The 12,068-nt window shown below is 50.1% G+C and carries 11 protein-coding genes and 1 tRNA gene; 4 read left to right on the top strand and 8 right to left on the bottom strand.

Annotated elements, in window-relative coordinates:
• Positions 1-46 precede the first annotated feature (46 nt).
• A complete protein-coding gene (csrA, locus tag H5336_RS22120) occupies positions 47-241 on the top strand; it encodes a carbon storage regulator CsrA (RefSeq protein WP_185236614.1) in 195 nt (64 codons plus the stop codon).
• Between the two features lie 185 nt (positions 242-426).
• Positions 427-516, top strand: a tRNA-Ser gene (locus H5336_RS22115).
• A 490-nt stretch (positions 517-1,006) separates the two neighbouring features.
• Here H5336_RS22115 and H5336_RS22110 read toward each other — a convergent pair.
• From H5336_RS22110 to amrB (H5336_RS23525), 7 genes are all read right to left on the bottom strand, one after another.
• The gene (locus H5336_RS22110; RefSeq protein WP_185236613.1) at positions 1,007-2,167 is read right to left on the bottom strand and encodes a Wadjet anti-phage system protein JetD domain-containing protein; all 1,161 of its coding nucleotides are present in this window, start codon (positions 2,165-2,167) and stop codon (positions 1,007-1,009) included.
• 155 nt (positions 2,168-2,322) lie between these two features.
• The gene (locus H5336_RS22105; protein ID WP_185236612.1) at positions 2,323-5,961 is read right to left on the bottom strand and encodes an ATP-binding protein; all 3,639 of its coding nucleotides are present in this window, start codon (positions 5,959-5,961) and stop codon (positions 2,323-2,325) included.
• A complete protein-coding gene (locus tag H5336_RS22100; RefSeq protein ID WP_185236611.1) occupies positions 5,962-6,744 on the bottom strand; it encodes a DUF4194 domain-containing protein in 783 nt (260 codons plus the stop codon).
• Positions 6,745-6,821: 77 nt separating this feature from the next.
• Entirely contained in the window at positions 6,822-8,255 is a 1,434-nt protein-coding gene (locus H5336_RS22095; RefSeq protein ID WP_185236610.1) for a Wadjet anti-phage system protein JetA family protein, read from the bottom strand.
• A gap of 88 nt (positions 8,256-8,343) precedes the next feature.
• The gene (amrA, locus tag H5336_RS22090; RefSeq protein WP_185236609.1) at positions 8,344-8,964 is read right to left on the bottom strand and encodes an AmmeMemoRadiSam system protein A; all 621 of its coding nucleotides are present in this window, start codon (positions 8,962-8,964) and stop codon (positions 8,344-8,346) included.
• Entirely contained in the window at positions 8,930-9,520 is a 591-nt protein-coding gene (gene amrB / locus H5336_RS22085; protein WP_221628263.1) for an AmmeMemoRadiSam system protein B, read from the bottom strand. The genes amrA and amrB (H5336_RS22085) overlap by 35 nt, the downstream gene beginning before the upstream one ends.
• Positions 9,417-9,761 carry an AmmeMemoRadiSam system protein B gene (gene amrB, locus H5336_RS23525; RefSeq protein ID WP_221628262.1) on the bottom strand — a complete coding sequence of 115 codons (345 nt, stop codon included), beginning with the start codon at positions 9,759-9,761 and terminating at the stop codon, positions 9,417-9,419. Before amrB (H5336_RS23525) ends, amrB (H5336_RS22085) begins: the two co-directional genes overlap by 104 nt.
• A 76-nt stretch (positions 9,762-9,837) precedes the next feature.
• On the opposite strand from amrB (H5336_RS23525), the gene amrS reads away from it, so the two are divergent.
• Entirely contained in the window at positions 9,838-10,956 is a 1,119-nt protein-coding gene (amrS, locus tag H5336_RS22080; RefSeq protein ID WP_185236608.1) for an AmmeMemoRadiSam system radical SAM enzyme, read from the top strand.
• Positions 10,957-10,983: 27 nt separating this feature from the next.
• On the opposite strand, the gene H5336_RS22075 is transcribed toward amrS, so the two are convergent.
• Positions 10,984-11,169 carry a hypothetical protein gene (locus tag H5336_RS22075; RefSeq protein ID WP_185236607.1) on the bottom strand — a complete coding sequence of 62 codons (186 nt, stop codon included), beginning with the start codon at positions 11,167-11,169 and terminating at the stop codon, positions 10,984-10,986.
• Positions 11,170-11,532: 363 nt separating this feature from the next.
• Between H5336_RS22075 and H5336_RS22070 the strand changes: the two genes are divergently transcribed.
• Positions 11,533-11,976, top strand: coding sequence for a DUF4440 domain-containing protein (locus H5336_RS22070; protein ID WP_185236606.1), 444 nt, complete (start codon positions 11,533-11,535; stop codon positions 11,974-11,976).
• Positions 11,977-12,068 lie beyond the last annotated feature (92 nt).

Genomic DNA, 12,068 nt, shown 5'->3' with positions numbered 1-12,068 from the left:
AATAACCGCTGGCACGAGCAGGATGAATCGAAGGAGATAAGTAGCAATGTTAATTTTAACTCGCCGTATTGGTGAAACCCTGATGGTAGGCGACGACGTAACCGTTACCGTGTTAGGCGTTAAAGGTAATCAGGTACGTATTGGTGTAAACGCACCAAAAGAAATAGCTGTACATCGTGAAGAAATTTACCAACGTATACAGCGTGAAAAGCAAGAGCAGGCTGAACCGGGAAACAGTTGATCCACTGTTATTGGCAAGCTGCTGAGAATGAATTCAAGAAAAGCCAAAGTGGGCGATCCTCACTTTGGCTTTCTTCATTAAAACGTAGAATAAAGCGTTGATTTTTCCCAGTATATTGCTATTATCCCCGCCCACACAGAAAACAGCGCTAATAGGCTGATTTTCAAGCAGAATTTAAAGAATACGGAGAGGTGGCCGAGTGGCCGAAGGCGCTCCCCTGCTAAGGGAGTATATCTTTACCGGTATCGAGGGTTCGAATCCCTCCCTCTCCGCCATACAAAAAAACCCAGCCTAGTGCTGGGTTTTTTTGTATGGCGGAGAGGGAGGGCGAGAAGCCTCATGGCCGCTCTTGCACATCCATGTGCTTTGCGGCATTAGTGCATCCATGCACGTCGTTCGACTAAACGCTGGGCAGTTTTTTGCTCCTGCAAAAATTGCATTTCCGCCATCCCTGGCGGTCAGGCGTTTTGGTCCGCCAAAGGCGCCCGAAGGGTCGGGCACATGGATGTGCCTGAGACAATCCCCGCAGGGTTGCACGATGTTAGTTTATGGAAAAACCCAGCCTAGTGCTGGGTTTTTTTGTATGGCGGAGAGGGAGGGCGAGAAGCCTAGCGGCCGCTCTTGCACATTCCTGCGATGGTTGAAGGGGGCTTTGGGTTTTGATTTGTGCGGAAAGGGTGTTTCGCCGTGAGGTGCCTGCGGCTTACATGGCCTACGTTTTGAATCGGAGGTGTGTCAGGTTTTAATTTTTCCTCAGCGTACTATCTAAATCTCCAACTCCCCAACTAAAACCGCCTCTTGGTCTACAAACTCGCCGGACTCGCGCATTGCAGGCAATAATTCCAAATCAGCAAGTTCACAGCCTGTCAGCTCTGGGTCTTTCTGCCGTTCTTTACCGCTGCTTTCGTGTTCGTGGCCCAATCTCTGTGCCAGCATCTCTAGTAGTGGTCTATAGCCTGTGCGCCAGGCATCGATGTCGGGGAAGGTTTGCTTCAGGGCTTTAAGAATACTCATACCAGCAAAATCCAGATCTCCCCAGAAGCGTACTTTAACCGAAGTATTGTCGTCTTCAGCAAACCACCATTGTTCGAATGCCTGCTGTTGCGCTGGGGTGGGTAGGTTGCCGAAAAAGGTAAACGCTACCTTGCCGCGTTCGCGCACGCGGGTTGCTGTTCCGCGAAAGCCGGCACAGTAAACGAGTGTTGTGTTGTCTAAGTCGAGTTGCGTTAGGGCGAGAAAGCTATCTTGGTTTTCGATAAAGATAACCCGGTCAATTTTACTGCTCAGGCACACGGTCATGATTACCGGTCGCGGTAACAGGTTATGGCTTGCCGACGGGTAGAGTGCGCGTACCAGTTCTTCACGGTGGTCGAGAAATTTTGAGTCGCCCCAAAAGCATCGGGCAGACAGTGCGCGCAGCGTAATCGGTTTTTGCAGTTCTCCACCTAGCCGGGCAAAGGCGCGTAGTGTTTGTTCGGCGCCTTGGTCGGGCAGGCGAATCATCTGCTCGGCCAGGGTTTGGCCGTGGTCTTCAAACCGATCTTTATGCTTGCGCAGGGTGTCTTGCCATACCAGTGCGTAGGGGTCCAACGCAGGGCGGTTTAGCCATTCTCGTACTAGTTCTTCTTTCTCTTCGTTAAATACCAGCTGCGCGTTGTCGTAGGGCTCCTGGAAGGGCTTGTTGCGGGCATAGCGAATAGAAACAATGTGGTATTCGTTGTTCAGTGATTTCACTAACGACCACAGGTATTTGTTTTCACCTGAATCGAAGTCGAAGAGTTCGGGAAGCGTTTTACTGTTTACCCGCATGGTTAGCCTGTGGCCCTTCTCCAGCTTGTGTAGAAAGGTATCTAATAGCCCCGCCACCATGGGTTCTTCATCTACCCAGCGTGGACGCGTGCGGAAAACGTGTTCTTGTATATTCATAGCATTGCGCCTTTGGTGTGGTCCATGTTCCCAGCAGCGAAGACTCTGCAAAGTAAGCCTGGCTGGCGCTCCAATAATAGCGTATAGCGAGTACTCTGAAGGCGACGGCCTATCTTGCATTAAGTTAGTCGCTGCACCGGTGGGCGAAGCCCGCCTTAAACCCCTTCCATAAAGTCCAGCATACCTTGGTGACGTACCATTTTGCGATGATTTGCCCAGAGTTCTTTGATCTTTTCTTGGTTACAGGCTTTACGGTCTACCAGAACGCGGGTAGCCAGCTCGCCTATTTTGGTGGGCGACGGGCATTTACTGAATACAAATTGGTTGCTGATCAGGTCTAGAAACGGGCCAGATTTGCTGGTCGGCATAATAAAGACGAGCTGTAACCCGAGTGTTTCGGTCAGGTAGTTAATCACTTCCCGCGAGCGGGTTTCATCCATTTTAGAAAACGCTTCGTCCACCAGCACCATGCGCAGGTGGGAGCTGCCCTCATTAAAGCGAAAGGCCGAGGTGACCGCCGCCGACCGAATAATGTAGGCGGGTGTTTCTAACTGCCCTCCAGAACCTGTGCCGTATTGGCTAAGGGCGATGGGGGCTTTGCCTTCGGGCTCTTTGTAGATTTCATATTGGCGGTAGTTGCGGTAGTCACTTATACGCCCCAGTTCTCTTAGGGCTATTTGCTCATCGGTATCGAGCAGCATATCCAGCATTTTATCGCGTACGTTACAGGCTTTGGGCGTGAGTTCTGCATCAAAAAGGCTGGTACCATCGCCGAGGTTGGGTATGTCGATCACCTCTTTAAAGAACTGCCAATACTCCTGATATTCCGGCACCCATTTACAGCCGAACTTAAAGCTTTCTCGGTCAGCGCCAAAGCGGTGGTGTTCTAGTTCGCGGTTGAGGTCGTCGAGAATGCGTTTACCTTCACCAATAGCCTGGTAAATGGAATGGCAGAGGTTAGTAATAAACGCCGTATTGAAGCTGTCTTTCAGGCCGGCAAGCTTGTCGTATTTGTCGATTAGTACATTGTTTTTCAGGCGGTTGTGAATCAACCCCACTTCGTTTCGCAGTTTAATCAGACGTTGAAAAAACTCGTCGTCGTGGCGGTCACCAAAACCCGTATCGTAAACAATGCTGTCGTGGGGGTTACAGTGTTGATTGTGGTTGAGAATGGTTTGGTAGAGTTCCCGTTCAATTTTTTCCAAACTGCCGGTTAGGGTTTGTACCTCTTCTTCAAAATTAAAATCATTGCCAGCTTGTTTTGCTCGGTTCTCGCCCTGCTGCAGTGCTTTGTCGCTATCGAAATCGGGGTACCAGTCGCCAATGCGTTCAATGGCTATTTCGGTTACCTCTTGTGCTTGCTGAAAGACGTCTAAGGCGTCGGCAATATCTTTCACTTTTTTGCTGCACTGGCGCTCTCGCTCTTGTAAACGGCCCGAATCGCGACCCAGCTCTCGGGTTTGATTTTCCAGCTCGGTGTACAGTTGTTTGAGTACTGTTAGCTGGCTTTCGAGTTGTTCGTAGTCGCTGAGGTCCATGCGTGTAAGCGCCGATTCGGCGGTTTCAATGTCGTGGTGCAGGTCGAGGATGATGCGAATCACTTCGGCGCATTGAACCGGCTTTATTGATTCTACCTGCTCAAATATGCGGGCAATGGTTTGATATTCTTGCTCGGCGCTGTTGGCTTCAATGGCCAGTTGATCGCGTTCGTTTTCTTTGGCTTTTAGCGCGCGTTCGCGGGCGCCCTGACCGAAGACCAGTTCGCTGTCGGCGAGGTCGCAACGCCACATGCTGTAGCTACCAGAACCCAAACCTTCCGGGGTAATACCGCGTGCAGTGGAACGCAGGGCTTCGGCGTCGCTTACTTGTACAACGGTGCCATAGGACGCACGCAGGTAAAATTCGGCGGTTTTGTGGCTAAAGGCCATTACATCAATAATAGATTCTTTAGGCAGGCTTAAACGCTCGGCATCGCGCTGCGCTTTGTAGCCCTGAATTACGCGCGCGCGGTTGCGTCTTGCGTCGGGCAGGTTGCGCACTATGCGAATGGCCTCGGCTTCGTACTCTTGCTCAACAATAATCGAAAAGCGTGCTCCACCAATGTAACCTTCTATAGCCATTTGCCATTGCGGGTCGAGAATTTCGATATAGTCGCAGAGTACCTGAGGGTCGGCCTTTGGGCAGACTTTTTTAATGGCGGCGATGGCGGTTTCCACATAGGCCGGGTAGCTAACTTTACGGCTTTGTAACAACTGAATTTCTTTTTGTTTTTGGCGCAGGCGTGTTTGTAGGTCGTCCCGCTTGCGGTTTTGGCCCGATAACAGCAGTGCCACTTGGTCTCGAATACTGTTGTCCGTGTCGGAAGGTGGTTGGTGTAAATGGCTACACAGGCGTCGATGCTCGCTTTCCGCCGCCATAACATTCTTGAAAAAATGTTCAAGCGGGGAGGTGTCGATCCAATCTTTACCCAAAAGTTTGGTTAGGTCGAAATCGATGACGTCTTTGTGGCTGGTTGTGGCCTTGGCTAATTGGCGGAATGCACGGCTGTCGAGTGCGGGAATATCAACTGCGAGAGAGTATTCATTTAAACCCTGAAGCAGTTTTTCAGTGGCTCGTATATTACGTTCCAACTGCTGGTGCTGCTCCAGTAGTGGTCGTGCCTTTTCGGTAAGTTTTCGGTTGGCTTCGGCAATGGTTTTTTCCAGTGCATCTTTGTCCTTTAGCGCGGTAATACCCTGGCGCTGTGCTTCCAGTGTAATGATGTCCTCGTGGGTTTGGCCGCGTTTCTGTTCGCACAGGGCGGTTTTTTCATCGTTTTCACTGAGTGCTTCACGTGTTTCTTTTTGGTTATTTTTAGCGCTGAGGTAGGCCGTGTGATTTGTGTTAAGTCGGCGGGTGGCTTCGGTGTATTCTGCCAGTCGGCGTTCTACCCATGTGTCAATATAGCGGCCGGTCGCATCTCCGGCATTACCTAGAATTTCAATAGAGTTGCGTAAGGCTTTAGTATCGGTTTCCATTAGATGAATGGTTTTCATCAATTCCGATACATTGCGAATGGCATCGCCTAGGTCTTTGGGTTCCAGTACTTCACGGGCGACAAACTCATTAATACTTTTAACAGGCTTGTAGGCCATAAAATTAGAAAAAGTACGGGCGGCGTGTTTTGCTTCGCGGTCAGAAACCGCTTCGCGACGGCCGCGTAACGCACCATAAAGGCGACGTAAGTAGGCGCCTTTTTTATCGTAAATTTCTACGGTTTTGTTGCCGAATTCTTTTTTCAGTAGGGATGTGATTTCGGTAATGGGAACGATGTGTTTGCCGTCGGCATAGTGGCGGACAAAATGTTTCAGCAGTAGTTGTTCGCCGGGTATTATCAAAAACACTAAATCGTCGAGCCTTGCCTGTTTTTGAGCACCAGCGCTATCAACATGGGCACGCATGCACATAACCGCGGTAAATGCCTCGCCGGTTTCCCCTTGTGTAGGGTGGAAAATGCCGGCCACATAGCCGTCGGTGATGTGCGGGCGGGCGTAGCTGCCATCGTCGCAACCTAAAACATAGGAGGCGAGGGTACGAACCTGTTTGCCGCCACGGCCTTTCTGTGTGGTTTCATCCTGGCCAGGGTTGTAGTTAAACAGGTTTTCGTGGGCCGCTGTCATCAGTGTTTGGATGGCGTCTGCAGCCGTTGTTTTACCGGAGCCGTTGCCGCCAGAAAATAAATTGATAGGGCCGAAATCAAACTCTAGTTGCGGGATGTTACCCCAATTTACGAAGATGCCTTTCTTTAAAAACATTTAGGTGCGCTCCCCATGGTCGTTAGCTTCTTCGGTTGAATCTGCAAACAGGGTACTGGCTACAATGCTTTCAGCTACACTTTTAGTTATATTCTTAGTTACATTTTTAGATGCATTTTCATCAGTATGCTCTATGGCTTCAGCTTCCGTTAACGGCGTGTCACCCATTAGCCCCGATAGTACTTCATCGGTAACAAAGCTGGTAATGGAGGGTTGAATGCTCAACCAGCTTTCATTGCTGTCGAGTTCGTCTTCCATATTAAATTGCAACAGGCGCAGTTGGCGAAGGCGAGTGAAAAGTCGTTTGCGTTCCACCTGGCCTTCTGGAAGGTTGCGTTTTAGCAGGTTGTTTATGGCAATGGCCAAAGCCTCCAAAGAGATCATTACCTGGCCTTTTTCATCTACTTGGCCTTCACGCAGGGCTTTTTCGTATTCGGTTCTCAGTACAAGAATAACGGCAATTTCTTGTTGTGAAGGGCGAGAGCGAAAGCCGCTATTGAAGGGTGAATTTTCTTCGTCCATCATGCCGGGAATTTCCGCGCCCGGCGGATAAACGCGAATAAAAGCAAATTGCCGATTATGCTGTATACGTACGCCAATTACGCGCAGATAATCTTCTACCAATGCGTCACATTGCAGGTAGCGGTCGTAGAGTGTGGCTTCTACCTGACTCTCTTCTCGGCATATAACGCCGTAGTCCAACAGGCGAATGAGTATTTCGGAAAATTCTTCCTGTTTTAGGCCAGATTTTTCGAGTTGTGCTGTTAGGAAGTTTTCTATCATTACAGTATCGGAAACTCTTTTATGTCGATCTTGTGCGGTGTATGTTTGCCCGCCAGTGGCAAACCTAGTGCGAAGCTCTAATGCTGGTTGTTTTTTAATTCAATCGTAAACTCATCTTGTTCGCGATAAAACTCAGATTCAATGGTTCGCCCGGTGGGTTCCACCGTGAACTGGTATTCAGTACTTAAATTGTTAACGGCTCCAACTTCAATAATATGGGCCATGGCCAGTAAGTCGTGGGCGGAATCTATAGGTAAATTTCGAGACGATATTTTTTGACCAGAACGTAAGGCGTTTAAAACGTATTCCCGCACTTTCTGGTTGTTAATGGAGAAGGCTTGGTCGAGTAATTGTTGGATTAGTATTTCCCGCTGGGCTTCTTCATCTACGGTTTGGTCTTCGTTTACCGCTGTGTGCACAAATTGGGCTTGCTTGCGTTCCTGCAATTTAATGTGTGCTGGGTCGATTAACTGAAGGTTTACCGTGGCCATTTGTTCCGCCGCTACATTCAGTTTTTGTTCAAACTCTTCACTTGAGCAGTTTTTTAAATGCTTACACACTTGCAGTAAGTCGGTATTTTGTTGGCTGTTTAAATAGCTGAGTTGGCGAATAATAATGTCGGCGCGCTTGGTGAAGCTATGCAGAGCGCGGCGCAGGGCTGGTAGCATTATATCGGCGGCGTTACCCATACGGCGTTCTATCGTGTCGAGAATCAGCCAGAGTACCGATTGCCCCTCCAGGGCAAATTCGGGTACCTGACGGCGCAATTGCAATTCGATCTCACGTTTGCTTTCGGTTTTTTTTCGGCGAATTTTGCTGATGGCTTTGTGTATTTGGTCCCGGTGTTTTTCTACGCTGTCGGCCGAAAGCCGAACAGATACATCGGGCTGGAAGCGCTTTTCCATAAATTCAAAAAACTGGTCGGTGGCCTGTTGTACCAACTGCTGCGATTCCACTTCTCTTACGAGTTGCCGTTTACGCTCTTCCAGCTCGGAAATAACGTCGGTAAAGTCGGTTACGATGCGCTCTGAGTATTCAAAGGCATCCAGTAGGTCGTGTACTTCGCCACGATTCAAAAACGCCTCTAGGGCATTAAGGGTATTGCGGGTGTTGCGGTGGCGGGTACGAATTTGGGTGCTGCCCGATTCTACTAAAGGCTGTGTAAATAGCCGGCCCATACGGCTGAAAGGGAAAGTAGACTGCAGTGTTGCGGTGTCTACCTGTTTTTCTAGCCAGCCACAGTCTAATAGCTGCTTCAATATCCAGTTGGCTTGTTCGCGGTTGTTTTTAAAGCGGGTTTCTTCTTCGCCGTCTTCGGCCTCTAGTACAGGGGCGCGCACCAGCGCTTCTTCTAGGATTTCGACCACCTGTTCACGCGACAGAGACGAGCCGTAGTCGGCGTTAGAGCTGTATAGCCGCTGATACAGCAGGCACAGGCACTGCACTACCTGTTCGCGATATTTGCTGGTAAGTGGTTTGAAAAATTGCTGACGTTCCGGGGTAAAAAACATGGGGGCGACTATAACCTGTTGGGACCTCTATGGTAGTCGTTCAGGGCGGGTAGGGGTAGTCTTGACAATTGCCAGAAAACGCACAGTGTTATGTGGTTTTACCTTCTTCGAAAGACTGGCAGCTATAGCGATAGGCGCGCAGCTCACTGCTCCAAAAATCGTCAGCAAAGCCGGCTTTTTGTTTGAGCTTGCTGAGGAACTTGGCGGGTTCACTCAGCTGCGCCCATACGGAGGGTAAAAAGGTGGCGCGGCGGCCGTCATACTCTATTGCAAGGCCGTCCTTATGGGGTTGCAGTTGCTTGAGCAGCTCGGCTTCATTTCGAAACTGTAAAGGCTGTTGCGGCGATAAAACAGAGATCTCAATATGCAGGTGGGCAACCTCTGAAGTGGTAACCGGGGGGAACCGTGAATCCTGAAAGGCGGCCGCATAAGCGTGTTCAACCACATCCTTGAGCAGTGGCTGGCTTGCGGTAAGCGAACCAATACAGCCGCGCAGCTCATAAGCCCCCTTGGCTTGGGGTGCTGTGAGCGTGACAAAACAACAGCCGATGTTTGTGAGGCTGGCAGGGTAATAAAGCAAATGATCGGCCTGTAGGCGGGCGCCGTGTTCACACCCATATTCGATGCTTTGCCGCGCAATTTTTAAAAGTTGTTGTTGCAGTTCATAGGAAAGTTCATCGTTGGTTCGCGTATATCGCAAAAGCGCCATAACCCACCACCCGGTTTTTATCGCCGGCAGTATCGCCGGAGTTTCGATAGTCTATAAGCTCAATACGGTATTGAGCTTTTTGAAGTTGGTGCAGCAGGCCATTAATACCCCGACAACCGCAGGCCTGTTCCGGGGTTAACCTAGAGTATAGCCGCAGTATCTCAGTACAGGTTTGTTGGTCTATGCTTTGCGCCTGTTGATAGGGGTGAAAATGGCTAAGGTCGCTACTGACCACCACTAAGGTATTGTTGCTGCCCCACAGTCGTGCAAGCAGGGCGGCGACGTCTTGCGTTTCGCATTCGCCTGTTACTAAAGGTATTAATTTAAAGCTTCCCAATAGCCGTTGCAGAAAGGGGAGCTGTACCTCAAGGCTGTGTTCCCCCTCGTGGGCTGAATCGTTTTCGGTGATACAGCCTTCCTCGATAAGGGGGACAAGGCTTGCGCGATCCAGCTCAATATCCCCGAGGGGGGTGGCAAATTTCTGGGCGCTGCTGGTGGCTATACCCCGGAAGAAAACCCTGTGGGAAAGCCCTGTGGGAAAGCCCCAATAGCACAACCCTGTCGATAGCCTGTGCGCCATCGGCTAGCGCGGTGTATGCCAGAGCGGCGGTTGGCCCCGAGTACACATAACCCGCGTGGGGCACGATTAAACACTTCGGGGGCAATACCTCGGCGGGAGCGCCATTGCTGATAGCCGCAGAACGGTATTGTGCCAGTAATTGATCCAGTTGCTCGCTAAGCGCAACAGGTGAGGCGGGGTAAAAGGTTCCAGCGGCGGCGGCGGGGCGAATAAGCATGGGTACGCCTATATTTAGGGAGTAAGATAAATATAAGGACAACTCTAAGTGTATGCCCATGGCTGGAGAGATGCGAATGAACGAGCGCCGTTTTTTTCCGCAACAACCCCATACGGTTGCAACCGACTACTGGCATTTATTAGCGGATGGGCGAATACAGTGCGATATTTGCCCGCGTGCTTGCAAGTTGCATGAGGGGCAGCGCGGTGCCTGTTTTGTTCGCGGTTGTGAGCACAGCCAGGTTCTACTCTACAGCTACGGCAAATCCAGTGGCTTCTGTATCGACCCTATTGAGAAGAAACCGCTTAACCACTTTCTGCCGGGTTCAACGGTGCTTTCCTTTGGCACTGCTGGCTGCAACCTAGGCTGCAAATTTTGCCAAAATTGGGATATGTCGAAATCCAGAGAGATGGACACCCTCAGCTCTACGGCCATGCCAGAGCAGTTGGCTATCACGGCCAAAAACAGCCAGTGTCGCTCGGTCGCTTTTACCTACAACGATCCGGTTATTTTCCATGAATATGCCATTGATACCGCCCAAGCTTGTGGGGAGTTGGGTATTTATTCCGTTGCGGTAACGGCGGGCTATATGGAGGCGAAGCCGCGAGCAGAATTTTTTCGCTACATGCACGCCGTAAACGTTGATTTGAAGGCTTTTTCCCCTCAGTTTTATAAAAAACTTTGTGCAGCCGATTTAACCAATGTGCTGGAAACACTGTGCTACATAAAGCAGCAAACCAAGGTTTGGTTGGAAATTACAACGCTGCTTATTCCCGATGAAAATGATAGTGATGAGGAGTTGCACCAAGCGTGCGAGTGGATAATGGACAATCTTGGTCCAGAAGTGCCATTGCATTACACCGCTTTTCACCCCGACTGGAAAATGCGCGACAAATCACCTACACCTGCCGCAACGCTTTCTCGCGCACGGGATATAGCGCTCAAAACAGGTCTGCACTATGTGTATACCGGCAATGTACACGACCCTGTTGGTGGCAGTAGCTATTGCCCTAAGTGTCAAAAATGTGTGATTGAGCGAGACTGGCACCAACTGGGTGAGTGGCACATAGCCGCTGGAGAGGAAGCTCATATGGGCTTATGTGGCCACTGTGGGGCAAGGGTAGCGGGCATCTTTGAGGCGGCTCCGGGTGACCGGGGGGCACAGCGGCAGGCCGTAAAAATATTGAATGAATAGAGGTGCCCTTAACGTTAAAGGCTAGCGCTAAAGTGCCGTTACTTTTTGCTCGCCACAGCGCTTACATTGGTAAAGCGTCACTAGCTTGCCCTGTTTTACGTCAAACTTATTCTTCGTAACCACCTCCCATTTATGGAAGCCGCTGCGGCACAGGGTTTTACCTTTATGCTTTTGTTTAAGGCTTGGGCGTTTAAATTCAATAACATTCGACATAGAGGTGCCTATAGGTGGGTCTTGCCGACAATAGGCGAGGCTTAGAATTATAGAGTGCTTTTATAGCCTAGCGCGACACCTTGATTAGGCTTGATAGTGCGGCTTGTGATAGCACGGCTTAATAGCACGGCTTAATAGCACGGCTTAATAGCACGGCTTAATAGCACGGCTTAATAGCACGGGCTGATGGTAAATGCCTTAATACCCAAATGGCATGAGTTAGACGAGTACCCAACAATGTTCGCACATAGGGACGCTAACCCTTGCTGGCGCGTAATTCGTTCTGTTTTAATGTTGAGCTGACTCATTGAATGTAGGTACCTAACCTTGCGGCAACCGCTTTCTCGTCTACTGGCCACTCTAATGGCAGGCTTGGCCTGGTTAGCTGGCCCTTCTGTTGCCTGTGATGGAAAGGGCGAATTAATGGCGCTCGATCAGCGTTACGAACAGGCCATATTGAAGGCTGATGTTACCTGGCTTACAGAGAACCTAGACGCCGATTTTATGTGGGTGCACAGCCGTGATTCCGCCCGTGAAACTCGTAGCTTACTCCTACAGCGGCTTGCCTCCAAAGCTTACAAGCCGCCAGTAGCAAGGGAAGTAGAGCAGCACGAAGTCATTCATCGCGGGGCAACCTGGGTGGTTGTCGGTCATAGCAAAGTGACAAAGATCGATAAGAGCACCGATACCCCGAAATACCGCACAAACACCTATTTATACATGCGTACTTTTATCGCTGATAAGGGTCGCTGTAAGCTGTTGTCTTCCTCCACCTCCAAAATTGCGGTGATAGATAGCGCGCATTAGCGCGTTTGTACTTCACACGTATTTTGCCCTGCTACTTAAGCCACAGTGCTTTCGCTGACTGGTTTTCCGCTGCTCGGCTTAGTGTTCAAACA

Origin of the sequence: Teredinibacter franksiae, from assembly GCF_014218805.1 — a bacterium.
In the GTDB taxonomy this organism is placed as follows: domain Bacteria; phylum Pseudomonadota; class Gammaproteobacteria; order Pseudomonadales; family Cellvibrionaceae; genus Teredinibacter; species Teredinibacter franksiae.
The sequence above is the reverse complement of the archived record's forward strand: the minus strand, read 5'-3'. Positions and strand labels throughout refer to the sequence as shown.

What these genes read in the sequence shown, in the direction of transcription:
- H5336_RS22070 (WP_185236606.1), top strand. Translation starts at nt 11,533, where the DNA reads ATGGCAGGCTTGGCCTGGTTAGCTGGCCCTTCTGTTGCCTGTGATGGA.
- amrS (WP_185236608.1), top strand. Translation starts at nt 9,838, where the DNA reads ATGAACGAGCGCCGTTTTTTTCCGCAACAACCCCATACGGTTGCAACC.
- H5336_RS22110 (WP_185236613.1), bottom strand. Translation starts at nt 2,167, where the DNA reads ATGAATATACAAGAACACGTTTTCCGCACGCGTCCACGCTGGGTAGAT.
- H5336_RS22100 (WP_185236611.1), bottom strand. Translation starts at nt 6,744, where the DNA reads ATGATAGAAAACTTCCTAACAGCACAACTCGAAAAATCTGGCCTAAAA.
- H5336_RS22075 (WP_185236607.1), bottom strand. Translation starts at nt 11,169, where the DNA reads ATGTCGAATGTTATTGAATTTAAACGCCCAAGCCTTAAACAAAAGCAT.
- amrB (WP_221628262.1), bottom strand. Translation starts at nt 9,761, where the DNA reads ATGCTTATTCGCCCCGCCGCCGCCGCTGGAACCTTTTACCCCGCCTCA.
- H5336_RS22095 (WP_185236610.1), bottom strand. Translation starts at nt 8,255, where the DNA reads ATGTTTTTTACCCCGGAACGTCAGCAATTTTTCAAACCACTTACCAGC.
- amrA (WP_185236609.1), bottom strand. Translation starts at nt 8,964, where the DNA reads ATGGCGCTTTTGCGATATACGCGAACCAACGATGAACTTTCCTATGAA.
- H5336_RS22105 (WP_185236612.1), bottom strand. Translation starts at nt 5,961, where the DNA reads ATGTTTTTAAAGAAAGGCATCTTCGTAAATTGGGGTAACATCCCGCAA.
- csrA (WP_185236614.1), top strand. Translation starts at nt 47, where the DNA reads ATGTTAATTTTAACTCGCCGTATTGGTGAAACCCTGATGGTAGGCGAC.